General features: G+C 67.3%; 22 protein-coding genes, 4 tRNA genes and 1 pseudogene. 18 read left to right on the forward strand and 9 right to left on the reverse strand.

Annotated elements, in window-relative coordinates; genetic code table 11:
• Positions 1–207: 207 nt before the first annotated feature.
• A complete protein-coding gene (locus tag GDI_RS15170) occupies positions 208–1,545 on the forward strand; it encodes a hemolysin family protein (protein WP_012227616.1) in 1,338 nt (445 codons plus the stop codon).
• A 108-nt stretch (positions 1,546–1,653) separates the two neighbouring features.
• On the opposite strand, the gene GDI_RS15175 is transcribed toward GDI_RS15170, so the two are convergent.
• The 5 genes from GDI_RS15175 to GDI_RS15195 form a co-directional block, all read right to left on the reverse strand.
• A complete protein-coding gene (locus tag GDI_RS15175; protein ID WP_041249523.1) occupies positions 1,654–2,562 on the reverse strand; it encodes an NAD-dependent epimerase/dehydratase family protein in 909 nt (302 codons plus the stop codon).
• A gap of 18 nt (positions 2,563–2,580) precedes the next feature.
• Positions 2,581–2,970, reverse strand: a complete 390-nt coding sequence (locus tag GDI_RS15180) for a cupin domain-containing protein (protein ID WP_012227619.1) — start codon at positions 2,968–2,970, stop codon at positions 2,581–2,583.
• A 35-nt stretch (positions 2,971–3,005) separates the two neighbouring features.
• Entirely contained in the window at positions 3,006–3,548 is a 543-nt protein-coding gene (locus GDI_RS15185; RefSeq protein WP_012227620.1) for an RrF2 family transcriptional regulator, read from the reverse strand.
• 154 nt (positions 3,549–3,702) lie between these two features.
• On the reverse strand, positions 3,703–4,326 hold the full coding sequence (locus tag GDI_RS15190) for a glutathione S-transferase family protein (RefSeq protein ID WP_012227621.1): 624 nt from the start codon (positions 4,324–4,326) through the stop codon (positions 3,703–3,705).
• Complete coding sequence (locus GDI_RS15195) at positions 4,323–4,988, reverse strand: Rieske (2Fe-2S) protein (protein ID WP_012554785.1); 666 nt, start codon at positions 4,986–4,988, stop codon at positions 4,323–4,325. Before GDI_RS15195 ends, GDI_RS15190 begins: the two co-directional genes overlap by 4 nt.
• A 96-nt stretch (positions 4,989–5,084) precedes the next feature.
• On the opposite strand from GDI_RS15195, the gene pncA reads away from it, so the two are divergent.
• From pncA to GDI_RS15225, 6 genes and pseudogenes are all read left to right on the forward strand, one after another.
• Positions 5,085–5,675 carry a bifunctional nicotinamidase/pyrazinamidase gene (pncA, locus tag GDI_RS15200; protein WP_041249524.1) on the forward strand — a complete coding sequence of 197 codons (591 nt, stop codon included), beginning with the start codon at positions 5,085–5,087 and terminating at the stop codon, positions 5,673–5,675.
• A 99-nt stretch (positions 5,676–5,774) separates the two neighbouring features.
• Positions 5,775–6,917 carry a BMP family ABC transporter substrate-binding protein gene (locus GDI_RS15205; RefSeq protein WP_012227631.1) on the forward strand — a complete coding sequence of 381 codons (1,143 nt, stop codon included), beginning with the start codon at positions 5,775–5,777 and terminating at the stop codon, positions 6,915–6,917.
• Positions 6,910–8,511 (forward strand): annotated as a pseudogene (locus tag GDI_RS15210) (ABC transporter ATP-binding protein). The gene GDI_RS15205 and the pseudogene GDI_RS15210 overlap by 8 nt, the downstream one beginning before the upstream one ends.
• Positions 8,511–9,596 (forward strand): ABC transporter permease, encoded by a 1,086-nt coding sequence (locus GDI_RS15215; protein WP_012227633.1) that lies wholly within the window; start codon positions 8,511–8,513, stop codon positions 9,594–9,596. The pseudogene GDI_RS15210 and the gene GDI_RS15215 overlap by 1 nt, the downstream one beginning before the upstream one ends.
• Positions 9,593–10,531, forward strand: a complete 939-nt coding sequence (locus GDI_RS15220) for an ABC transporter permease (protein WP_012227634.1) — start codon at positions 9,593–9,595, stop codon at positions 10,529–10,531. Before GDI_RS15215 ends, GDI_RS15220 begins: the two co-directional genes overlap by 4 nt.
• Positions 10,532–10,542: 11 nt before the next feature.
• On the forward strand, positions 10,543–11,409 hold the full coding sequence (locus tag GDI_RS15225) for an aromatic ring-hydroxylating oxygenase subunit alpha (RefSeq protein WP_050935065.1): 867 nt from the start codon (positions 10,543–10,545) through the stop codon (positions 11,407–11,409).
• Positions 11,410–11,418: 9 nt separating this feature from the next.
• Here GDI_RS15225 and GDI_RS15230 read toward each other — a convergent pair whose 3' ends face one another.
• Positions 11,419–12,513 carry an ABC transporter substrate-binding protein gene (locus tag GDI_RS15230; protein WP_041249867.1) on the reverse strand — a complete coding sequence of 365 codons (1,095 nt, stop codon included), beginning with the start codon at positions 12,511–12,513 and terminating at the stop codon, positions 11,419–11,421.
• Between the two features lie 142 nt (positions 12,514–12,655).
• Between GDI_RS15230 and GDI_RS15235 the strand changes: the two genes are divergently transcribed.
• Positions 12,656–12,731: transfer RNA gene (locus tag GDI_RS15235), tRNA-Asn, on the forward strand.
• Positions 12,732–12,936: 205 nt separating this feature from the next.
• Here the strand turns inward: GDI_RS15235 and GDI_RS15240 are convergent.
• Positions 12,937–14,343 (reverse strand): glycosyltransferase family 87 protein, encoded by a 1,407-nt coding sequence (locus GDI_RS15240; protein ID WP_012227637.1) that lies wholly within the window; start codon positions 14,341–14,343, stop codon positions 12,937–12,939.
• A 129-nt stretch (positions 14,344–14,472) separates the two neighbouring features.
• The gene (locus GDI_RS15245; protein WP_012227638.1) at positions 14,473–15,753 is read right to left on the reverse strand and encodes an MFS transporter; all 1,281 of its coding nucleotides are present in this window, start codon (positions 15,751–15,753) and stop codon (positions 14,473–14,475) included.
• Positions 15,754–15,870: 117 nt separating this feature from the next.
• On the opposite strand from GDI_RS15245, the gene GDI_RS15250 reads away from it, so the two are divergent.
• The 10 genes from GDI_RS15250 to GDI_RS15295 all read left to right on the forward strand — a co-directional run bounded on the left by GDI_RS15250 (position 15,871) and on the right by GDI_RS15295 (position 22,192).
• Positions 15,871–16,236 (forward strand): tRNA-binding protein, encoded by a 366-nt coding sequence (locus GDI_RS15250; protein WP_012227639.1) that lies wholly within the window; start codon positions 15,871–15,873, stop codon positions 16,234–16,236.
• A gap of 12 nt (positions 16,237–16,248) precedes the next feature.
• Complete coding sequence (gene gpt / locus GDI_RS15255; RefSeq protein ID WP_012227640.1) at positions 16,249–16,755, forward strand: xanthine phosphoribosyltransferase; 507 nt, start codon at positions 16,249–16,251, stop codon at positions 16,753–16,755.
• Positions 16,756–16,763: 8 nt separating this feature from the next.
• Positions 16,764–17,714 (forward strand): N-acetylmuramic acid 6-phosphate etherase, encoded by a 951-nt coding sequence (locus GDI_RS15260; RefSeq protein ID WP_012227642.1) that lies wholly within the window; start codon positions 16,764–16,766, stop codon positions 17,712–17,714.
• Positions 17,715–17,728: 14 nt separating this feature from the next.
• Positions 17,729–17,805, forward strand: a tRNA-Pro gene (locus tag GDI_RS15265).
• Positions 17,806–17,831: 26 nt separating this feature from the next.
• Positions 17,832–18,137: an ETC complex I subunit gene (locus tag GDI_RS15270; protein WP_012227644.1), complete on the forward strand. Its 306-nt coding sequence runs from the start codon at positions 17,832–17,834 to the stop codon at positions 18,135–18,137.
• A gap of 61 nt (positions 18,138–18,198) precedes the next feature.
• Positions 18,199–18,275 (forward strand) — tRNA-Arg (locus GDI_RS15275).
• 733 nt (positions 18,276–19,008) lie between these two features.
• Positions 19,009–20,364, forward strand: coding sequence for an MFS transporter (locus GDI_RS15280; protein ID WP_050935067.1), 1,356 nt, complete (start codon positions 19,009–19,011; stop codon positions 20,362–20,364).
• 121 nt (positions 20,365–20,485) lie between these two features.
• Positions 20,486–20,575, forward strand: a tRNA-Ser gene (locus tag GDI_RS15285).
• Between the two features lie 60 nt (positions 20,576–20,635).
• A complete protein-coding gene (locus GDI_RS15290; RefSeq protein WP_012227649.1) occupies positions 20,636–21,436 on the forward strand; it encodes an ABC transporter permease in 801 nt (266 codons plus the stop codon).
• Between the two features lie 9 nt (positions 21,437–21,445).
• Complete coding sequence (locus tag GDI_RS15295) at positions 21,446–22,192, forward strand: ABC transporter ATP-binding protein (RefSeq protein ID WP_012227650.1); 747 nt, start codon at positions 21,446–21,448, stop codon at positions 22,190–22,192.
• Between the two features lie 42 nt (positions 22,193–22,234).
• Here GDI_RS15295 and GDI_RS15300 read toward each other — a convergent pair whose 3' ends face one another.
• On the reverse strand, positions 22,235–23,506 hold the full coding sequence (locus GDI_RS15300; RefSeq protein WP_012227652.1) for a DEAD/DEAH box helicase: 1,272 nt from the start codon (positions 23,504–23,506) through the stop codon (positions 22,235–22,237).
• Positions 23,507–23,519 lie beyond the last annotated feature (13 nt).

The raw sequence follows: 23,519 nt of genomic DNA on the forward strand, positions 1-23,519 counted from the left end.
CAGACCACGTTTACGGACCGACAGCGGGATCTGCGTTCCTCTCATCCCCGATTTCCCGCCATGCCTCGGCTGGCCTAAGGTGCTGGATTTGCGCTAGACTGCGCGGTGCATGAAATATTCTGTCGCCGGGGCCAGCCGTCCCCTTCCCCCGTCCGGGCCTGCCGCGCCGTGCGGGATGCATCGTGACGCGCGCGTAGGGGGCCGGTCGTGATTCTTCTGGCCGGCCTGATCGCCATCATCGCGCTGATCGCCGTCAGCATCCTGATCTCGCTGTCGGAAATCTCGTTCGCCGCCGCGCGTGATGTCAGGCTGCGCACCCGGGCCGAGGCCGGGGACACCAGGGCGGTGAATTTCCTGCGCCTGCGCCGCAACAGCGGGCAGGTCATCACGGTGCTGCAGATCTGCCTGAACGCCGTCGGCGTGCTGGGCGGCGTCATCAGCAGCGAACTGATCACCCCGCCCCTGGCGCTGATCCTGCATTCGGCCGGCCTGGCGGCGGGGCTGGCGGCGGACGTGGCCTCCACCGCGTCCTTCCTGCTGGTGACGGGCCTGTTCGTGCTGTTCGCCGACCTGCTGCCCAAGCGGATCGCGATGAACGCGCCGGACCGCGTGGCGCTGGCCATCGGCTGGTTCCCCGCCATCGCCCTGCGGGTGCTGTTTCCCGCCGTCTGGATCTTCTCGAAAATCTCCGACGTCATCCTGCGCGCGCTGAGGATCCCGGCGGCCTCGGCCGTGGAACCGGTCACGCCCGAGGACCTGCGCGCGATCCTGGCCGCCGGCACCGCATCGGGAATCCTGCTGGAGCAGGAACACCAGATGATCCAGAACGTCCTGGGGTTGCAGGACCGGTCCGTGACCTCGGCCATGACCCCGCGCGACGAAATCGTCTTCCTCGACGTGCAGGAAAGCACCGAGAGCCAGCGCGACAAGGTCCGCGCCAAGCCCTATTCGCGCTATCCGCTGTGCAATGGCGGGCTGGACAACGTCATCGGCTCGATCCGCGCCGAGGACGTGCTGGCCGCCGTGGTCGAGGACGCGCCGACCGCCACCCCCGGCACGGTCCTGCCGGCCGCGCGCCAGATCTCGCGCATGCGGCGCGACGTGCTGTCGCTGCCCGATACGCTGAATCTGTGGGACACGCTGGCCCAGTTCGACACGCACGGCGCGGGCTTCGCGCTGATCGTGAACGAATACGGGCTGGTGGTCGGGCTGATCACGTTCAAGGACATCATGGGCGCGCTGATGGACGGCTTGGCCAACCCGTTCGAGGAACAGGCCATCGTGCGCCGCGACGAAAATTCGTGGCTGATCGACGGCGCGGCCCCGATCGGCGACGTGATCCGCGAACTCGGGATCGCGACGCTGCCCGACAGCCACAATTTCGATACGATCGGCGGCTTCATCATGCACCGCCTGCGCCGCATGGCCCGCAAGGCCGACCGCGTCGAGGCCGCGAACTTCCTGTTCGAAGTGGTCGACGTCGAAGGCTTCCGCATCAATCAGCTCCTGGTCACGCGGCGCCCGAGGCGCGCCGAGGCCGACTGAATCCTGTCCGGAAAGACGCTTATCCTATCTAAAAATATGATTGATCCCGGCAAGTCGAATGCCATCGCGTCGAATACGTTGCTGACGTGACAGGGAATATCCTTCGATCTACCTGTCGAGCCAGGGGAGTCTCCGCGGCATGAAGCCCAATACCTCCAGGGCTTTCCGATTGCATGCACCCGTCAGGCTGTTCTGGTAATAGACGCTTTCCTCGCCCATCAGGCGCAGGGCCTCTTGCTCGCCCAGATCGGAGGGCGCCTCTGCTCCGATCCAGTTTGCGTAGGCCGGCAACCATTCGGCCATTTTTGTTGGCTGGCTATCGACGACGTTATAGAGCCCGGCTGCCGCCGTTAAAGCCGCCACGGTAGCCTGTGCGGCATCATCCACATGAATGAACGAAAATGTGCTGCTTCCTGCGCCGACAAGGGAGATTTCGCCCCGGGAAAGGTGCGTGCTGAATGCACCATCCGGCCAGTACCAGGTTCCGGGTCCGTAGAAAAATCCATATCGCAGCCCTACACCTTCCATTGAATGCGCACCCAGGACCCGATTTTCCAAGTCCGCATACATACGGGCGCTCTCTCCGATATTGCCGGGCGCACCGATTCTCAGGGGCGATGCTTCCGTCGCCAGGCCGCCGTCACCGTCCAGATAGAAACCGCAGGATTGCTGGATGTAGCGCCGTACCTGGCATGCATGAGCGGCATCAAACAGGTTGCCGCCACCTTCAAGACGCAGCTTACGGTCGGCGGGAAGGCGCCTGGGCAAATCGAAGGGACTGGCGGGAAGAGAGGTGAGCTGGTCAATCACCGCTTCCGGACGGATCTGCTCGAGAAGTGTGAACATGCCGGACCGGTCGAGCGCATCGCCCTTCACGGGACGGGCACCGAGCTTCTCGACGGCCTTGAGGCTCTCGGGGCGGTGAGCCAGCCCCCAGACCTCGTGCCCTGCGTCTCGCAGACGCGTCATCAGCGGACGGCCCAGCGCTCCGCTGGCACCGGCGACAAGAACTTTCATGGCCTGATTCCCCATGGGTCAGTGTACGGGAAAAACGAAGGGCGCCGTCTTGTCCTTGACAAAAAACGCAAGGAAACGGGCAGGCTCCGTCTGGCTGGCATTGCGCCCTACGAGATGAACGTCGTTCGGTCCTTCAAAGAAGGTCTGCCCTTCCTTCAGGGTGACGGGAGCGCCACCTTCGACCTGCATGGTGATGCTTCCCTTCAGCACGTAGACGAATACCGAAGCATTATGCCTGTGGATCGGGTCCGAACCTCCGGGCGCATAGTCGACCGTCAGCATGGCGCCTTCCTTGCCGGGGATGCCTGGCAGATCATGGACGAGCAGGGGCGTGACCGTCGTCGCCGCAAGGAGGGGAGAGGCCCAGAGGCTTGCTGCCATAGCGGCAAGAGCGATGAACTTGCGCATATTCGATTGTCCTGTTGCAGGAGAATGGTCGCGGGTCAGGGCGTGTCCGGCCGTCTTCGTTGTCTGACCTTGCTGGTGCGGCGGGTCTGCACGCGTTCGTCGAACCACGATTGCGCGTCTCCCAGAAACGGAAGCGGCGCCTTGTCCCGAACGGATCTGGCCAGATCGGCGAGCGAGGTCCGAGCCAGTTCCTGCCGCATGGCCTGCTCGGCCCGCAGCATGACGGCGTGAATGCCGCAAACGCCCTGCGTCGCCCATCGTGGCGGCCGCTCGTCGAACAGGGCGCAGCGTCTGCGGATTTCCTGACAGTTGAAAAGGCTCTTTCTGCCTTCAACGGCGTCGACGACGGCCAGCACGCTGATGTCCTCGGCGGGTCTGGCCAGCCTGTATCCACCCCTCAACCCTTCGGAAGCTTCAAGAAGGCCGGCCTTTTCGAGCCTGGGAAGAAGCTTGGCGACAAACGCCGCGGGAATGTTCTGCAGGTCCGCCAGATCGAGGCTGCTGACAGGTTCGGGATTGCCGACGAGCCAGAGAAGGCTGTGCAGGACATATTCGGTGCTTGCGCCATAAAGTGACATACGCGGACGTTATGAGTCCGCGTTATGATTCGCAAGACCTGGAGGGACGAATCTGTCGTCCTGATGAGATTGCTTTTACGAGGGGCACAGGCGCGAAGTGGAACGCAGGAAACACACGGCGGATCGCTGGCAGCGGGGCTTTTGAAACAGCCTTTTAGGCATATTCGGGGATGCCGGACATACCGACGAATCCCGGCACCGTCCGCACCGCGCGCATCCAGCGCCGCAGCGCGGGGTAGAAGGCGTGGTCCACGCCCCAGTCGCGGCTGAGGGCGAAGGATGGGAACAGGGCGATATCGGCCACGCTGGGCGCGTCGCCCACGAACCAGGACCCGCCATCCAGCCGTCGATGGGCCATATGGTCCTCCATGATCCGCAGCGCGGCCTCGCCTTGCCGCTGTAGCGCGGCATCGGGTTCGCCGCCGCCGAACAGGCTGGCCCGCCGGGCCGCGATCGCGGGGCGCAGCGGGCCCGACGCGAAATGCAGCCAGTGCGCGACCTGCGCGAACGCACCTGGCTCGTCCGGCAACCAGTTTCCGCGCTTGTGCGCCAGCGCCAGCAGCACCGCGCCGGCACCGCAGATTTCCTGCCCCTCGATCCGCAGCACAGGCAGCAGCCCCGCCGGACTGACGGCACGAAAGGACGGGGAATCCTGCAGGCCGCCCGGCACCACATCCACCGCCACAATGCGTGCCTTCAGCCCCAGCAGCGAGAGGAACAGCCGGGCCCGATAGCACTCCTCGTCCAGTTCATCGTCATGCAGCACCAGCGCACTCATGCCGTTTCCTCCATCCGCCGGCACACATCCTGCGCCCAGTCGGCCAGATCGTGCAGCCGGCCCCGGTCGCCGCCCCGGTCGGCCGGACCACCCGCCAGCAGGTGCAGCATGCAGCGCGTGCCATCCACCGGCAGGATCGCGGCCAGCACGGGCCCGGCGACGTCACGGTCCAGCACCGCCACCCGGCATCCGTCCGGCATCCCGATCGCCGTCGCCACGTTCCCCCAGGGGGCGTCGATGCGCAGCGAACGCACGGGCGTCCACTCCACGGCGTCCATCGCCGGATCGTCCTGCGGGGCGCTGCTTTCGCCGTCCTCCGGCGCCGTCCAGACCAGGCCGTGACGTTCCACCGCCCGCAACGGCGCGGCACGGATCGTGGCGGCGGGCGTCAGGTCGGGATGGGCGGGGATATGCACGCAGCGCCCCCCGGCCCCGAAGCGCCAGCCGTGATACAGGCAGGCCAGCGTGCCCTCGCGCACGAATCCCAGGCTCAGCCGCATGCCGCGATGCGGGCAGCGATCGTCCCAGACATGCGCCTGCCCCGCCCCGTCCCGCCAGACCGCCAGTTCACGGCCCCGCAGGATGCAGCCGGCCACGGTGCCGGGCTCCAGATCCGCCGACAGCATCAGCGGATACCATCCGCCGCCCCGATCCCCCGCCATGCGCATGCCTCTCCATCCCCTTTATCTTCCGATAGCCCGGCGGGCGGGATCGTGCCATCCCTGTCTCGAAACCGCCCCGCGCAAGGAGGCCCGACCGTGATCCACGTGACCGCGCATGATGCCCTTCTGGTCATCGACCTGCAGAACGATTTCCTGCCCGGCGGCGCGCTGCCGGTGCCCGAGGGGGACGCCGTCATTCCCGTCATCAACCACCTGACGCGCCTGCCCTTCGGCCAGCAGGCGGCCAGCCAGGACTGGCACCCGCACGGTCATGCATCCTTCGCCACCGCCCAGCCGCCCGGCCCCTGGCGACAGCATTGCGTCGCCGGCACTCCGGGCGCGGAGCTGGCGGCGTCGCTGGACCAGACGCGGATCGGCCTGGTGATCCGCAAGGGCCGCGCGCAGGACGTCGACAGCTATTCCGCCTTCCTCGACAACGACCGGACCACCCGTACGGGGCTGGAGGACTGGCTGAGGGGGCTGGGGATCACGCGAATCTTCATCGCCGGCCTGGCGCTGGATTATTGCGTGGCCTTCACCGCCATCGACGCGAAAGCCCTTGGTTTTGAAACGATCGTGGTCGAAGATGCCTGCCGTGGGATCGATCCCGACCCCGACGCCACATGGCAGGCCCTGGCGCGGCACGATATCCTGCATGTCCGGTCCGCCGAACTGGCGGGACAGTAAGGGGGGGATCGACCATACCGGGGGAACGCCCGGCGCCGGGTGGGACCGGCCCGGGCATCGAGTGGGGGAAGACGAAGACATGACCGTTCCAGGTCAGGTATGACCACGCACGGGCCGCGGGGGCGGCATCCGGCGACGCGACACCATCTGCGACGACATTTCCTGGGGCTGGCGGCCGGCGCGGCGGGCACAGGGCTGCTGCGGCCGCCGGCCCTGCTGGCGCAATCCCGCCCGCCCCTTCTGCCGCCCATCGCCGAGGTCGATGCGCTGGTCGCGTTCGGCCATACCGGTCCGGTTACGGACGGGGGCTGGACGGCGGCGCACGACCAGGGGGTGCAGGCCGTGCGCGCCGCCTTCCCGCGCCTGCGGACCGTGTATGTCGAGAGCATTCCCTATTCCGCCGACGCCACGCGCATCTTCCGCCAGTTCGTGGCCGAGGGCGCGCAGATGGTCATCGCGACCTCGGACTACGGTGATTTCATCCGTGATGTCTCGGACCGCGCGCCCGGCGTCGCCTTCATGGAATGCGACGGGCACAACGTCACCGGCAACCTGGGCTGGTATTACCTGACCCACTGGTATGCCAGCTACGTCATCGGCATCGCCGCCGGGCTGATGACCAGGACGAACCGGCTGGGCTTCGTGGGGTCGTTTCCCATTCCCTCGGTCTATGCCGGGGCCAACGCCGTGCTGCTGGGCGCGCGCTCGGTCAACCCTGCCGCGACATTGCAGGCGATTTCGATCAACGCCTGGTTCGACCCGCAGGCCGCCACCCAGGCCGGCACCGCGCTGGTCGAAAATGGCTGCGACTTCCTGTGCGGCATCATGGACGACCCCGGATATCTGCGCGTGGCGCAGCAGCGCGGCATCAAGGCGGCGATGTGGAACACCGACATGCGCCAGTACGGGCCCGATGCCTATATCAGCTCGGTGATGCTGGATTTCCGCGCCTATTATGTGGAACAGGTCCGCGCGCGCCTGGCCGGCACCTGGCAGCCGCAGGGGCATTTCCTGACGCTGGGCCAGGGCGTGGACCGCGACGCCTGGGGGCGGACCGTCCCGCCCGCCGTCGCCGCCCAGGCCGATGCGATGCGCGCGCGGATCATGGCGGGGTACAACCCGTTCCGCGGCCCGATCCGCGATGCCGCCGGACGGCTGCGCGTGCCGGCCGGCACGGTGATGGACGATGCGCTGATCTATCAGTGGGACTGGTCGGTGGAAGGAGTCAGCGGCCTTGACTGACTCCCTGCTTGCCGACGGACCGCCGCCGGTCGCGCCCGGCACACCGCCGATCCTGCAATTGCAGGGCATTTCCAAGTATTTTCCCGGCGTGATCGCGAACCAGGATGTCAGCCTGGATGTCCGGCCCGGCGAAATCCATGCCCTGCTGGGCGAAAACGGCGCGGGCAAGTCCACGCTGATGAACGTCGTCACCGGCATCTACCAACCCGATGCGGGCGAAATCGTGCTGGATGGCTACGGTCAGCATTTCGCCTCGCCGCAGGATGCGATCCGGGCGGGAATCGGCATGGTTCACCAGCATTTCAAGCTGGTCCCGGCCTTCACGGTCGCGGAAAACATCCATCTGGGCTGGCGGGACACGCCGGCCCGCGCCTCGGCCGCCATCCTGGAATCGCGCACCCGCGCGCTGTCGGACCGGTTCGGCGTTCCCGTGCGGCCCGACGCGCGGGTGGGCGACCTGTCGGCGGGCGAGCAGCAGCGGGTGGAAATCCTGCGCGTGCTGGCCCGCCAGGCCCGGCTGCTGATCCTGGACGAACCGACCGCCGTACTGACGCCGGCCGAGGCGCGGGACCTGTTCCGCGCGCTGCGCGCCTTCCGCGCTCAGGGCAACGCCGTCATCCTGATCAGCCACAAGCTGGACGAGGTCATGGACATCTCGGACCGGATCAGCATCCTGCGCGCCGGGCGCAGGATCGGCACGTACCCGACAGCGGAGTGCACCCCGGCGGGACTGGCCGCCACCATGGTCGGGCGCGACATCGTACGCCGCGACATGCGGGCCCGCCCACCCGGTGCCGCCGCGATCGCCCCTGCCCCGGTGCTGCGCCTGCGCGGCGTCACCTGCCGCGACGCGCGTGGCGTCGAGACCCTGCGCGACGTGACGCTGGACCTGCATGGCGGCGAGATCCTGGGCATTGCCGGCGTCGCCGGCAACGGCCAGCGCGAACTGACCCAGATGCTGACCGGCATGCTGCCGCCCACGGCGGGCGAGATCCTGCTGGACGGCGCACCGGTCCGCGCGGCCGACGCCGCCGCCTTCGCCCACGCGGGCATCGGCCATATCCCCGAGGACCGGCTGCGCAGCGGCCTGGCACCGTCGCTGGGCATCACCGACAACATGGCGCTGCGCGAATATGACCGCCCGCCGATCGGGCGACGCGGGCTGTACGACCCGCGCGCCGCCGAAGCCCTGGCGCGGGACCTGGCCGGGGCGGCGGAGGTGCGCATTCCCGATTATGCCATGCCGATCCGCAACCTGTCCGGCGGCAACCAGCAGCGCCTGGTGGCCCGGCGGGAAATCCGCATCGCCCGCCGGGTGCTGGTGGCGGCCTATCCCAGCCGGGGCCTGGATATCGGGGCGATCGCGACCGTGCTGCGCTACCTGACCGACCTGCGCGACCAGGGGTGGCCATCGTGCTGGTGTCCGAGGATCTGGGAGGAACTGCTGAACGTGGCCGACCGCATCGGCGTGCTGTTCCACGGCCGCCTGATGGCGACCATCGACGCCGCGACGGCGGACATGGAAACGCTGGGGCTGCTGATGGGCGGCCGCGCGGGCCGGCCGGATTCCGCACCTCAGGGAGGAACCGCCTGATGGCCGGCAAGCTGCAACGCCTGCCCACCGTGGCGCCCGGGCGCCTGCTGGCCTGGCGCGCGGGCGCGGTCGTCGCCGCGCTGCTGGTCACCACCCTGTTCCTGGCCCTGTCGGGGCGCGACCCGCGTCTGCTGGCCGACCTGGTGGTGCGCTCCACCGTGGGGTCGCGCTTCGGGCTGGAGGACTTGGCCCTGTTCATGACCCCGCTGGTGCTGACCGGCGCCGCCGTCACCGTCACCGGGCGCATCGGCATCTGGAATATCGGGGCCGAGGGCCAGTTCTATGCCGGCGCCATCGGGGCGGCGGGAATCGGCCTTTTCGTGCCCGGGCCCGCGATCATCATCCTGCCGCTGATGACGGTATGCGGCATCCTGTGCGGCATGGCGTGGATCCTGGTCCCGACCCTGGCCCGGGCCTATGCCGGCGTGAACGAGATCATCACCACCCTGCTGCTGAATTTCGTTGCCGGATTGCTGACCACCTATCTGGCGGTCGGGCCGTGGCATGACCGGGTGACCGGCGCGCTGGCCTCCACGGGACGGCTGCCGGTGCAGGTCCCCGAATTGTGGGGCGTCGTGCATTGGGGCTTTCCGGTGGCGCTGGCCATCGTCCTGGTGCTGGCGGCGGTCATGGCGCGCACACGCTGGGGCTATCAGGTCACGATCAGCGGCGCGAACGAACAGGCCGCGCGTTATGCCGGCATCCCGGTCCGGGCGCGCATCGTGGCGGTCATGCTGCTCTCGGGCGGGTTGGCCGCCCTGGCGGGGGTGTTCGAGGTCGCGGGCACCGTCCATCGGCTTCAGGGGGGACTGGCCAACAATTTCGGCTATTTCGGCATCGTGGTCGCGGTGCTGGCACGGGGATCGTGCCTGAACGTGCTGCCGGCGGCGCTGCTGATGGCCTTCATCCTGGATTCCGGCATCGTGCTGCAGACGCAGCAACTGACGGCATCGGCGGTGCTGGCCATCACCGGGCTGGTGCTGTTCGCCATCGCCATCGGCGACGAACTGGCCCATTACCGCCCCGTCTCCAGCCGCCCGGCCGCCGCTCCTGCCGGCCCCACCCGTGCGGAGTCCACGCCATGATCGCGCTGCTGACCGGCATGCTGACCACCGCGGTCCTGGCCGGGGGCGTCCTGGCCCTGGCGGCGCTGGGCGAGGTCCTGGCCGAACGGGTGGGCGTCACCAACCTGGGGGTCGAGGGGCTGATGTCCCTGGGCGCCGTCGTCGCCATCATCACGGTGGTGGCCACGCCGCATCCCTGGCTGGGCCTGCTGGCCGCCACCCTGGCCGGGGCGGCGGGGGGCATGGTCTTCGCCTTCGGCGCCGTCATCATCCGCGCCAACCAGGTGCTGTGCGGGCTGGCGGTCACCTTCCTGGGGCTGGGCCTGTCCGCGACCATCGGGCACGATTACGCCGGCATTCCGTCCCCCGCCACGTTCGGCCGCGCGCCGGTGCCGGGCCTGTCGTCACTGCCGGTGATCGGGCCGGCCTTCTTCGGGCAGAACCTGCCGGTCTACCTGATCTATCTGGTCCTGCCGGCGCTGGCGCACTGGGTGATGTTCCATACCCGGCACGGGCTGAACATGCGGGCGGTGGGCGAAAACCCGGCGGCGGCGGACGCGGCGGGCATTCCCGTCACCGCCATGCGCTTCTGGTACGTCACGCTGGGCGCCGCCCTGGCCGGGGCGGCGGGCGGCTACCTGACCCTGACCTATATTCCCGTCTGGTCCGAGGGCCTGGTCGCGGGCCGGGGCTGGATCGCCCTGGCGCTGGTCATCTTCGCCGGCTACCGGCCGTTCAGCGCCACGCTGTCCGGCCTGCTGTTCGGGCTGATCACCGCGCTGTCCTATGTGGGGCAGGCGCGGAACTGGCCGGTCGCGCCGGCCTTCCTGAACATGCTGCCCTATCTGGGCACGATCGCGTTCATCATCGTCCCGGTCCTGGCCTGGCATCGCATGCGCCGCATCATGGCGGCCCCGGCGGCGCTGGGCGTCCCCTACCACCGCGACGTGCGATAACGGAGGACCTGATGACGTCACGCTCGTTCCCTGACGTGGACGCCGACGACCGCGCGGTGCTGGACGCCTGGTACGCCATCGGCTTCCTGGACGCACCGCCCCCGCGCACCACCCTGCTGGGCACGGCCCTTGCGATCCATCGCGGGGCCGACGGCGCGATCCAGGTACGGGCCGAGGGCCGGGACGCGCCCCTGCCGGTCGCCGAACGCCATGGCTGCCTGTGGACCAGCCTGGGCACGCCGCCCGACGCCCCGGTCGCCATCCCCGAGACCGGGGAACCCGACCGCCGGCTGGTCTGCTGCGGCTCGGTCGATGTCGGGGCCTCGGGCCTGCGCGTGGTCGAGAACTTCCTCGACCTGGCGCATTTTCCCTTCGTCCACACCAACATCCTGGGGGCCGAACCGCAGACCGAGGTCGCGCGCTACCACACCGAATGGCGCCGCGACGTGGACGAGGTCTGGGCCACCGACTGCGCGTTCCACCAGCCCCGGGCCGCCCTGTCGGCCCTGACGGGGCTGGAGACGCGCTATATCTACCGCGTCGCCTCGCCCTTCGTGACGCTGCTGTACAAGACGTGCCCCAACGATCCGGTGCGCCCCGACGTCATCGCCCTGTTCGTCCAGCCCACGGCGCCCGATCGCTGCCGCGCGCACCCGGTCATGTTCCTGATCGACGAGACCTCGCCTCAGGCGGACCTGATCCAGTTCCAGCAGCGGATCTTCCTGCAGGACCGGATCATCCTGGAAAACCAGCGCCCCCGCCTGCTGCCGCTGGACCCCCGCGCGGAAATCCCGACCCGGGCGGATTCGCTCTCGGTCGCCTATCGCCGATGGCTGAAGGAAAAACGCGTCCGCTACGGCACCACGGATAGTCTGTAATATCCCGCCCTATGTGGGCCCGACCGCCTGCGGCCACAGCGCGGCGGGCGTATCGGTGACCAGGGCATTGGCGCAGACCCGCTTGGCATAGGCCGATGATCCGACCGTATCGGGCACGCGGCCCAGCAGCTTCATTTCATCCACATATTGCGCCACCTGCACCCGCAGGTCGTTCCCCACGGGGCTGATGCCCAATGTCTCGTGCCGCAGCATGGACAGGATGTCGCCGGTCTCCATGCCCGGAATCTGCCCCGTCATCAGGCTGGCCGCCTGGTCGGGATGGGCCTTGATCCAGTCCGACGCCGCGCGCAGGGCCATGACCAATGCCGCCGCCGCCGCCGGATCGGACTGCAGCAGCGAATCCGACAGGCCCAGCGCCAGGTTGGCACGCTCGCCGTAATGACCCGTCGTGCTGTTGGCCAGTTCGAAGAACGGCGAATCCGTCCCGTGCAGCAACTGCCACGCCAGCGGGTCGTGCGCGGCCACGGCGTCGATCTCGCCCGCCCGGGCGGCATCCATCACCTGTTCGGGTGGCAGGGTGACCCAGCGCACCGATGCCTCGGGGTCGATTCCCTTGCGCCGCATCATGACCGAGAAGAACAGCCGGTCGGCCATGTCCTGGTCCTCTACCGCGATTCGCAGCCCCGCGATGCCGTCCAGCCGCACGACCTTGAGCTTGCGCCGGACCAGCAAACGGAAGGTGCCGGATTGCAGGCCGCTGACCAGACGAGCCTGGACTCCCCCCAGCCGCATCACGTCCAGCCAGGTCAGGATCGGGGATGCCGCGCCCACCGCCCGGCCGGCAACCATGTCGGCAATGGCGGCCCGCCCGCTGCGCGCACCGCCGACCAGCGCCACGTCCAGATTGTAGGCGGCAAAGAAATGCTGCCGCGCCACCGCGAAGACCAGCATGTTCGAGGACGGCCAGGACAGCGCCAGCCGGCGGAAACGCCCGTCGGGCAGCACCTTGTGATGAGTGACCGCCTGATGATGCAGCCGGTGGCGCACCGCCAGCCCGCCCGCCAGCGCGGCCGCGCCCCCCGCGCCCGCCCCTGCGATCAGCACCCGGCGGCGCGACAATCCCCACGCGGATCGACTGCCCATCTGATCCATGCGTGCGCTTCGACCCCCGTGTTTCCTGATGCCGCCCCATGGTGGGCACCTGCTCTCCTACCCGTCAAAAAAAACATCGGATAGGGGGTTTACCTGCAAACCGGAGGTCCGCTATACGGTGCCCCGGCGCTGATCCCGAATAGCTCAGTCGGTAGAGCAAGCGACTGTTAATCGCTGGGTCGTAGGTTCGAGTCCTACTTCGGGAGCCATCTTCCTCACTGCCTGATAGTCATATCAATCAGTTGGAAATGGGCGCGCCAATCCTGACCAATGATCAGACCGCGCAGACGCGCAGGCTGGGCATGGATGCCTGCGGACAATCGTCAGGCTGCGATCTTCCCCATACATCGATAGGCGGACGTCCAGGCCGACAGCGCGATCGGCCCGCAACGCGCGGGGGAGACGGCGGCGCAATCAGACGCGCGCGGCCCAGCCCAGGTCGCGACGGCAGAGGAAGACAAGGGCAAGGGCGCCGAGCGCTGCGAAGAAGATGTAGGATTGCAGGAACGCGAACGGTGTCGCCGCCAGCACGTTCACCGGCGACAACGTATTGGCGGACAGCGCAAAGGTGACGCACAGCAGGCTCCATCGCCCGAAGGCAGGGCGCGGATCGGCCGGCAGCGACAGGAACAGCAGCGAGAACAGCGGCAGCAGGATGCCGTAATGATGTTCCCACGCCACCGGCGAGGACGCCGTAAAGCATAGGGCCGCCACCATCAGCGAAGCCACCGCGGACAGTCGGGTGGTCGCGGTCCGCGCCCCCCACAGGCCGGCCACGACCAGCATCACCATCGACAGCAGCGTCAGGTAATGGACGGGCGGGTCGTAGGGGGCGAAACGCCAGCGGTCCCAGACGAGGTCCGGCCCATTGCCGAGCATATGGTTGAGCAGCCCGTTGACCGACTGGTTGGCGTAGAGGCTTTCGCCACGCCGGTCGATAAACGCCAGGACCCGCAGATAGGCGAGCGGCCACGCCCATCCATACAGCGATGCCGAGAGCGCATAGCCCACGGCCAGGCAGGCCGCCATCGCCCCGACGAACGGCCTGTCTCGGCGCAGGGCGCCCCAAATCAGGAACAGCGCCATCTGCGGCTTCACCAGGGCGGAAAGGCCGATCAGCAGGCCGGCCGGCGCCGAGCGGCCCCTGACCAAAGCATAGCAGGCGAAGACGAAGATGGCGTCGAGAAAGATCTGGATCTGGCCGAGATAGACGGCCCGGATCAGGGGAAAGAAGCAGAAGGTGGCGATCACGGTTGCGGCGGCCAGCCAGAACCGGCTGGACCCGCCGTCCGGGGCGGCCGGCAACCGGACCAGCCTGGCGAGTTCCCGGTTCAGCAGGACCATCCCGACCGCCACCGTGATCCAGGCCGCGATGTCGAGACTGTCGAGGACCTGGATCGCCGTGTCGCCGTCGAACGGTAGCCAGCGGATCGCCAGCAGCGACGACAGGGGGTACTGGAACTTGATCCCCAGCGCGAAGAAGAAGTGATCATAGGCATCGCCGCCGGGATGGGCCGCCAGCCAGTCGCGCACGACCAGCATCGGCCCCCAGGAATCGGACCTGGTCAGTTCATGGAGGTGCCACAGGAAATTGATATTATTGGCGAAGCACACATCGTCATGGGGCAAGGGGACGCCGGTGTGGACCAGGTGCCGATGGACGAGCATGATCACGGCACTGATCACCGCCATCAGGAGCGGGATGGCCAGGCAGGCCCGGCGCAGTAACTGCTCGGACCGCCCCCCCACGGAAATGGCTTCGGTGTACGCCAATGCGGGATCGGCCACGGAGTCGAGGAGGGAATCGCCGGACACTGACATGTCTGGACCTCGGGACAAGCAGGGTGTTCCGACGCGCTGAACCCGCAGGCTCGATCCCCGGTTTCATCACAAAGATACAAAAAGATACAAACCGGTCACGGGGACATGGCACCCGGACGGCGCGCGGATTCATTTTGCCGGTCGAATATCGTCCAGCCGGTCCAGCCGGCGCAGGGCGGGGAACATCCGCATCCACAGCAGCGTGACGACGATCGTCCCGATCCCGCCCAGCACCACGGCCTCGACCGGGCCGATCAGGCTGGCCAGCATGCCGCTTTCGAACTCGCCAAGCTGGTTCGACGACCCGATGAACAGCATGTTCACCGCCGATACCCGGCCGCGCATTTCGTCGGGCGTGCGCAACTGCACCAGCGCGCCGCGCACCACCACGCTGATCACGTCCGCACCCCCCAGGACCGCCAGCGCCAGGATCGACACCGGCAGCGACCGCGACAGGCCGAACACGATGGTCGCCAGGCCGAAGACCGCCACGGCGGCGAACATCGCATGCCCCGCCCGGCGTGCGGCCAGCGCGCGAACGCCGTGGCGCACGCAGCGCCCCCAGGGATCCTGGAGAGTGACCGCAGCATCGCCCAGACCGAGCGGCCCGGCATGCAGGATGTCGTTGGCATAGAGCGGCAGCATCGCCGTCGCGCCGCCCAGCAGCACCGCGAACAGGTCCAGCGAAATCGCGCCCAGCATCTCGGGCTGCGCGCGGATGAAATGCAGGCCGCCCAGCACGGTCGCGATCGTCATGGGGCGCCGGACCCGCGTGGGCGCCTCCAGACGCATGTTGAAGGTGGCCACGGTCGCCATGCCGAAGCCCACGGCGCATACGCTGTAGGAAAATCCGGCCCCGACCCCGTAAAGCAACCCGCCCAGGGACGGGCCCATGATCGACGCGACCTGGAACAGGGACGCCGACAGGGCGCTGGCACGCGGAAACAGCGTGGCCGGCACCAGCGCGGGCAGGAATGTCTGCTGGCTGGGCATTTCGAACGTGCGGGCCGTGCCGAACAGCGCGACCATGCCGTAGATCATCGGCGGGGTCAGCCAATGATTGAACGATCCCACCGCCATGACCAGGGCGCCGCAGGCCTCCAGCGCTTGGCAGGTCGTGACGACCAGCCGCCGGTCGAAATGATCGGCCACGTGCCCCGCCACCAGCGTCAGGCAGAACATCGGCAGGAACTGCGCCAGCCCCACCCAGGCCAGGGCCCGCGCGCTATGCGTCAGCATGTAGATCTGCCACCCCACCGCCACGGCCTGCACCTGCGACGAGAACGCGGACAGGGTCCGCGCCGACAGGAAGGCCATGAAGCCGGGATGGTCGAGCAGCCGGGCCGGACCCTGTGGAAGACTTTCGGCCGGCTCGTCGAGCGGGGCCCGTGTGTCGGAATGATCGGACATGGTGCCGAGACCATAGCGGGGTACTGTGCCTTTTCCAGCCATCGGAGCGCGAATCCGCCCCGCGCGCGGCCGCACGCACGGTTTGCAAAACCGCCGCCGCGCGGGCAAAACCGTCCCATGACAGACATCGCCCCATCCACGCCGCTGCCCATGACGGATATCGAGACGTTCTCGCGCCTCGATATCCGCGTCGGCACCATCGTGGAGGCCAGGCCCTTTCCCGCGGCGCGCAAGCCGGCCTGGCAGCTCTGGATCGATTTCGGCCCCCGGATCGGCATCAAGCAGTCGTCGGCCCAGATCACGGTCCATTACACGCCCGATACGCTGGTCGGGCGCCAGGTCTGCGCCGTGGTCAATTTTCCGCCGCGCCAGATCGGCCCCTTCCGCAGCGAAGTCCTGACCCTGGGCATGCCCGACGCAAGGGGCGACGTCGTCCTGATCAAACCCGACCTGACCGTGCCTGACGGAGGAAAGCTGTTCTGATGGCCACCAACTATGCAACCGTCACCTGGGACCAGGTTCACCGCCAACTACGCAACCGTCACCTGGGACCAGCTTCACCGCGACGCCCGCCTGCTGGCCGAAACCCTGATCCCGCGCGGGCCGTTCAAGGGCATCGTGGCGGTCACGCGCGGGGGCCTGATCCCGGCCGCCATCATCGCCCGCGAAATCGACTGCCGCCTGATCGAAACGATCTCGGTCGTGACGTACGACGAGGAAGAACAGGGCAAGCCCACCGTCCTGAAGGCCCCGGCGGCCGCGGGTGACGGCGAGGGCTTCCTGATCATCGACGACCTGGTCGATTCCGGCGTGACGGCACAGATCGTGCGCCAGCTCCTGCCCAAGGCGCTGTTAGCCTGCCTGTACGCCAAGCCGTCGGGCCGGCCGCTGACCGACCTGTTCGTGGTCGAGGTCCCGCAGGACACCTGGGTGCTGTTCCCCTGGGACACCGCGCCCCTGTTCATCCCGCCCCTGGCCCGCAAGTCCGGCACGCCGGGCTGATCCGCCCGATGCCCCCCGCCCCGCCGCCGTTCGTTCCCGGGACCGAAGCCTTCAACCCGGCGACCGAGGCCCTGGATACGTGGCCGGTCCCGGTCCAGGTCGCGACGTTGTGGGAGGGACAGATGAACGCGGTGGCGGCCATCCGTCCGGCACTGGCCGCCATCGCGGCGGCGGTCGAGGCCGCCCTGCCCCGCCTGCGCGCGGGCGGGCGGCTGGCCTATGCCGGCGCCGGCAGTTCGGGCCGGCTGGCGGCGCAGGACGGCGCGGAACTGGAACCGACCTTCGACTGGCCCGCCGCGCGCACGATCCTGCTGGTTGCCGGCGGCCCCCGCGCCCTGACCGAAGCCGTGGAAAACGCCGAGGACGATACCGACGCCGCGCGACGGGACGTCGACGCGGCACGGCTGGGCCCGGATGACGTGCTGATCGCGCTGGCGGCCAGCGGGCGCACCCCCTACACGCTGGCCTGCGTCGATGCGGCGCGGGCGGCCGGCGCGCTTGCGATCGGCATCGCCAACAGCGCGGAGGCCCCGCTGCTGGCACGCAGCACCTGCCCGGTCCTGGTCGAGACCGGGGCCGAGGCCATCGCGGGTTCGACGCGCATGAAGGCCGGCACGGCGCAGAAGATCGTGCTGAACCTGCTGTCCACCGCGATGATGATCGGGCTGGGCCGCGTGCATGCCGGCCGGATGGTGGACATGCGCGCGCGCAACGAGAAACTGCGCCACCGCGCGGTGCGCATGGTACAGGACGTGACCGGCTGCACGGCACCGGAGGCCGCCGACGCGCTGGCCCGCACCGATGGACGGGTCAAGCCCGCGATCCTGGTGGCGCTGGGCCTGACGCCGGACGAGGCCGCGGGCGCTCTGGCCCGCCATGACGGCCGCCTGCGCGGGGCTCTCGGCTCCGTGACGGAAAAATTCCGCCCGGTGCTTGCCAGCGCGCGCAAGGACTCATAGCTTCCCCGCAGGTTCGGGGCGTGGCGCAGCCTGGTAGCGCGCGTGTTTTGGGTACACGAGGCCCCCGGTTCGAGTCCGGGCGCCCCGACCAGCCGGAAGAAAGGGGAGCTTCATTCCATGCGGGCCCGAATCTACAAGGAACCGAAAACCGCGACCCAGTCCGGTCAGGCGAACACCCACGAATGGGTCCTGGAATACGGCCAGACGCAGCCGCGCCAGCAGGACCCGCTGATGGGCTGGACCGGCAGCCGCGACACGCGCTCGCAGGTCCGCCTGCGTTTTCCGAATCGCGAAACCGCGGTCGCCTACGCCGAACGCCACGCCGTGCCCTACGACCTGGAACTGCCGGTTGCACGCGTCCGCAAGCCCAAACTCTATGCCGACAATTTTCGGTACGACCGGGTCCAGAACTGGACGCACTGAGTCCGCTCTGGCACAAGACCCCCCTGGCACCGGCCCCTTTGGCACCTGCCTTCCGTCTCGCGCGCCCTTAGCTCAGTTGGATAGAGCAACAGCCTTCTAAGCTGTGGGTCGCTGGTTCGAATCCAGCAGGGCGCGCCAGAGCCGGCGACCAGCGGCAACGGCAGACTTCGACGGGCGGCAAATGCCCCTGCCCCGGTGGTTTCCCCCCAATGTCACCCCGCCTTGTTCCGCCACGGCCATGCCGGCGGACCCACGCGCACGCGTCACCGGGGCGCCGGGGCGCCGGGGCGCCTTTCTTTATTTCGTGAATACTTCGCGAAATAAAGAAAGAAATGGCGACAAAATTCACGATTAAGATAGAAAATATATTTTTACAGTAAATAATATATCAATACAAGAAAGCGCTTCCGATTTTTAATTGATATTTATTTGTGCACATCAAATAAAATTGCACGCAGCCGTTCTGAGTTTCGTCGGAAATCGTGGCATTTTTTCTACCCAATCACGATATTTTCATATATTGTGATCAACAACCGCACAGGAATGAAAGGAGTTTCGCTCCATACCTCCGTCTATTCACGCGATATTCCGCGTGGCTCGACGCGTTCTCTTCCGGATCGGGGTCCCTGATTCCGGATTTCCATTCGTGTTCGATACATGGATGGCCGTTCCTGTGCCTATACCTGTTCTGACGGGGTCGTCAGGGCACGGGACCCGCTTCAGCGCCATCGGCGCGCATCCCTACATGATGATTTCGAGATGTCACGTCTCGCCAGACCGCATCATCGAACGCAGCTTGCATCGATGCTTCGTAATGAGGCGAAGCCCCTCACCGTTATGTTGGCTGCCTGTTAAAGAGGAGTATCTCCCCTTGACGCAGACAGACGTTCTGTCCGCCCGCCCCTCCTTTGCCGAGAAGCTCGGCATTCCGCGACCGCTCCTGTGGGGGTTCGTGGGATTGCTGCTGTTCATGGTCGGCGATGGGGTCGAGGCCGGCTATCTGGCCCCCTATCTTGAAAACCACGGCATGTCGTCGCGCGACGTCGCGTTCCTCTTTACCGTCTATGGCGTCGCGGTCTCGCTCTCCTCGTGGCTGTCCGGCCCGCTGTCCGACCTGTGGGGCCCCAAGCGGGTCATGTGGATCGGCCTGGCGATCTGGAGCGTCTTCGAGGTGGTGTTCCTGCTGCTGGGCGTGCAGGTCAATTCCTACCGGATGATGCTGATCGCCTATACGCTGCGCGGCCTGGGCTATCCGCTGTTCGCCTACGGCTTCCTGGTCTGGATCGCCGCCGCCACCCCGCCCCGGCAACTGGGATCGGCGGCGGGCTGGTTCTGGTTCGCATTTTCGGGCGGCCTTCCGACCCTGGGTTCGCTGTTCGCCAGCTTCACCATCCCGGTGATCGGCGAAATGGCCACCTTCTGGTCCTCGCTGGGGCTGGTCGTCGCCGGCGGACTGGTGGCGCTGCTGCTGACGCATGAAAAGCGGGGTTCGGCGCGCCTGGCGCCGCGCGACGTTTCGGTGCGCGGCATCTTCTTCGGGTCGATCAGCATCCTGTGGCGCGAGCCCAAGACGTTCGTGGCCATGGTCGTGCGCACCATCGACACGGCGTCGGAATATGCCTTCCTGGTGATCATGCCCAGCTTCTTCACCAAGGTCGTGGGCTTCACGCTGTCGCAATGGCTGCAATTGCTGTCCATCGTGTTCCTCAGCAACATCCTGTTCAACCTGGCGTCCGGCATGCTGGCGGACCGGCTGGGGCCACCCCACCGTGGTTTCCATCGCGGGCTTCCTTTGGGGGCCGCGGTTTCGGTGCCGGTGTTCTACTACCGGTTGCCCCTTTGGCCCATCACGGCGACTTTCTTTGCTGGGCCGCCCTTGGCCGGCATCTTCTACGGCGGCGAACCTTGCGGCCTTTCGTGCCGCTGTCGGGGCCTGGTGCCGCAGATCTGCCCGCCGGAAAAGGCGGCGGCCCTGTCGGCGCTGGGACTTGGTGCCGGCGCCAGCACCTGGGTCGGTCCGGCCATCGTGACCTGGTTCGAATCCTGGCACGGGCTGGAAGGCATCATCTGGATCTTCTCGGGCCTGTACGCCTTCGCCGGCCTGCTGACCCTGTACCTGTCGATCCCGGAACACGCCCGCGACTACGCCCGCAAGGCCGCCGCCAAGGCCAAGGCCCAGCGCGCGCATGGCCAGGACATCTACGAAGGCCGCCCGGCGCTGCACTGACCGCCACCCCCGGCCGGAAACAGGGCCCGGTCCCCCACAGGGGCCGGGCCCTTTTCACGTGCGCCCCCGCCCCCCGCCACCTCTGGACACCCGCGGGAAACCACGATAATCCCGATCCGAAGGAGAGGTGGCCGAGCGGTTTAAGGCAGCGGTCTTGAAAACCGCCGTGCGTGCAAGCGTACCGTGGGTTCGAATCCCACCCTCTCCGCCATGAAATGGCTCCAGCCGCTTCCTGAGAACATCCGGTTTTCAATCCGCCCCAGGACAGTCTATGCCCAATAATGTCTATTTACGTCCTGCGCTGACAGATATTGTTCACAGCCTTTCCCAATGGCAGATATCCTGGCTTCTCGGCATCGGCGACATCAAGCAGCGTTATTCGCGCTCCAAGCTGGGGCAGTTCTGGATCACCATGAGCATGGTGGTCTTTATTGTTGCGATCGGCGTCGTCTACAGCTTCCTGTTCCATCAGTCGATCCACGACTTCCTGCCTTACGTGGCCTGCAATTACGTCGTCTGGAACCTGATTTCGGGCGGGGTGATGGACAGTTCGACCGCCTTCGTGCAGGCGCAGGATTATATCCGGCAGACGAAGATCCCCCGCTCCGTTTTCGCGTTACGGGTATTGGTCAGGAATTGCATATTCTTCCTGCATAATTTCCTGATCATTCCCGTCGTTTTTATTGTCATGATGCATCCTGTTTCCTGGACTGTCCTGCTGGCGATCCCCGGTGTGATGTTCATCATGGGGTGCGGATTTTTCACCTGTCTTTCCATCGGCGTGATCTGCACGCGCTTCCGCGATCTGCCCCAGATCGTCCAGAGCCTGATGCAGTTGCTGATGTTCGTGACCCCGGTGATGTGGCCGGAAAGCTCGCTCGCGCCGCAGGTGCGGGCCATGATGGCCTACAATCCGTTCACGGCGATCATGCACATGGCGACCGAGCCCCTGCTGGGAACCGTGCCGAGCCTGCAGGAGTACATGGTCGCCACCCTGGCCTTCCTTCTTCTGATGGTCGGGGGTCTTTGCATTTTCGCCCGCTTCCGGGCGCGGATCGTCTACTGGCTGTAACGGTGATCGATGGCTGAAATCATACTGGACCACGCGTGTGTCGAATTTTCGATCTACAACGCACGCAGCCGCTCCCTGCGCAACGACCTGATGAAGCGGGTGGGCGGCCATCTCGGCGGGTCCCCCAAGGATGACCGGGTCGTGGTCCACGCCCTGCGCGACATCAACCTGCATCTGCAGGCCGGAACGCGCCTGGCCCTTGTCGGGCATAACGGCGCGGGCAAATCGACCATGCTGCGCCTGCTCAGCGGCGTGTACGAGCCCTCGGCCGGGCGGGCCGTCATCACGGGGAAGGTGTCGTCGCTGCTGGACCTGTCGATGGGCATGGACGTCGAGCAGACCGGGCGCGACAACATCATCCTGCGCGCGGTCTTCCTGGGCATGACCTTCACCCAGGCCAAGGCGCTGGTCCCTGAAATCGCTGAATTTTCGGAATTGGGTCCCTATCTGGACCTGCCGATGCGGACCTATTCCAGCGGCATGGCCATGCGGCTGGGGTTCGGGGTGTCGACGGCGATCCAGCCCGACATCCTGCTGATGGATGAAATGATATCGGTCGGCGACGTCCGCTTCGCCGCCAAGGCGAAGGCCCGGCTGCAGAAGCTGATGGAACAGGCGCGGATCTGGTCATCGCCTCGCACCATTTCCGAGACGCTGCGGGAATATTGCGACCGGGCGGTATGGCTCCAGGAGGGCCGCATCGTCGCGGACGGCCCGCTGGAAGACATCCTGGCGCGCGCCCACGCGCCGGACTGAAGGGGGCGTGACCGGGCCCGAGGGCCCGGTCACGCCGGTCCGTCAGGCGACGCGGCGTGCCCCGCCGCGATGACCGCCACCCTGGCGCTGCTGGTGGCGTCCGCCACCGCCGCCGCCCCGGCCACGGCCGCCACCGCCGCCCAGCACCGGCGGGCGCAGGGTGGAATTCTCGGCGGCTTCGGAGTGGTAGGGATGTTCCTGCACCACCGGAATCTTCTTGCCGATCGCCTTTTCGATGTCGCGCAGCCACGCCCGCTGCTCGGCATCGCACAGCGACACCGCCCAGCCGTCGCGCCCGGCGCGCGCCGTGCGGCCGATGCGGTGCACATAGCTTTCCGGGACGTTCGGCAGGTCGTAGTTGAAGACATGCGTCACGTCGTCGACGTCGATGCCGCGCGCCGCGATGTCGGTCGCCACCAGCACCTTGACCGCGCCGGAGCGGAAGCCCGCCATCGCGCGTTCGCGCGCGCCCTGCGACTTGTTGCCGTGAATCGCCTCGGCGATGATGCCGTGGTCGTTCAGGAATGCAGCGACCTTGTTCGCCTCATGCTTCATCAGGGTGAACACCACGGCGCGCTCGACCTTGGGCGAGTCCACCAGCAGTTGCAGCGCCGCGCGCTTGTTGTCGGTATCGACGAACATCACCGCCTGGCGGATACGATCGACCGTGCTGGACGGCGGCGTGACCTGGACGGTCGCCGGATCGCGCAGCAGGCCGTGGGCCAGGTCGGCGATGCTCTTGGGCATGGTGGCGGAGAACAGCAGCGTCTGCCGGTCGCGCGGCAGTTCCGCGACGATGCGGCGGATGTCGCGGACGAAACCCATGTCCAGCATCCGGTCGGCCTCGTCCAGCACCAGCACTTCCAGGCCCGACAGGTCGATATGCCCCTGGCCCATCAGGTCCAGCAGGCGGCCCGGGGCCGCGACCAGCACGTCGACGCCGCGGCGCATGGCCTCGACCTGCCGCCCCTGGCCGACGCCGCCGAAGATCACCGTATGGCTCAGGCGCATATGGCGGGCGTAGGATTTGAAGCTCTCGTCGATCTGCGACGCCAGTTCGCGCGTCGGCGCCAGGACCAGGACGCGCGCGCCCTTGGGGTTGGCGCGGCGATGATGGGTCAGCAGCCGCTGCAGGATCGGCAGGGCGAAGGCCGCCGTCTTGCCGGTTCCGGTCTGCGCCAGGCCCAGCAGGTCACGACCGGCCAGCAGGTGCGGGATGGCACCGGCCTGAATGGGGGTGGGGGTGGTGTACCCTTCCTCATTCAGCGCACGCAGCAACGGTTCGGCAAGCTGAAGGTCGGCAAATGTGGTCATGAAGCGCCTCCGG

The organism is Gluconacetobacter diazotrophicus PA1 5 (assembly GCF_000067045.1).
GTDB lineage: Bacteria > Pseudomonadota > Alphaproteobacteria > Acetobacterales > Acetobacteraceae > Gluconacetobacter > Gluconacetobacter diazotrophicus.